Origin of the sequence: Paenibacillus sp. GbtcB18 (assembly GCF_019091125.1) — a bacterium.
GTDB lineage: Bacteria > Bacillota > Bacilli > Paenibacillales > NBRC-103111 > Paenibacillus_F > Paenibacillus_F chitinolyticus.
Genome location: NZ_JAGXJX010000270.1, coordinates 1 through 279, shown reverse-complemented (window position 1 = coordinate 279; position 279 = coordinate 1). Strand labels below are relative to the sequence as shown.

1 pseudogene is annotated in these 279 nt (G+C 33.7%); it reads left to right on the top strand.

The features are described from left to right. Positions 1–26: 26 nt before the first annotated feature. A pseudogene (locus KVT34_RS30215) lies at positions 27–188 on the top strand (cell division protein FtsQ); the annotation flags it as partial. Positions 189–279 lie beyond the last annotated feature (91 nt).

Below are 279 nucleotides of genomic sequence, written 5' to 3'. Positions count from 1 at the left end.
ATAAAGTTCACCTTTCATTTTACTAGAACGAAGGGTACGAAGTGAGCTATACTATTCAAAAGAACGCAATGTGTAGAGAATCTTATCCGCTTAGCTTAAAAACGACTGAGCCCGGTTAAATCGTAATAATTGATTTAGAAGTAGGGGCATATACGAAAGAATTAGGAGCGGAAGAAAAAAAAGAATAGAAAGATAGTTTTCACTACGTTATTGTAGAAAAAACAAAACGAATGTTCTACTTGGTGCATCTGAATTTACAAGAATGGTTCATTTGATGAA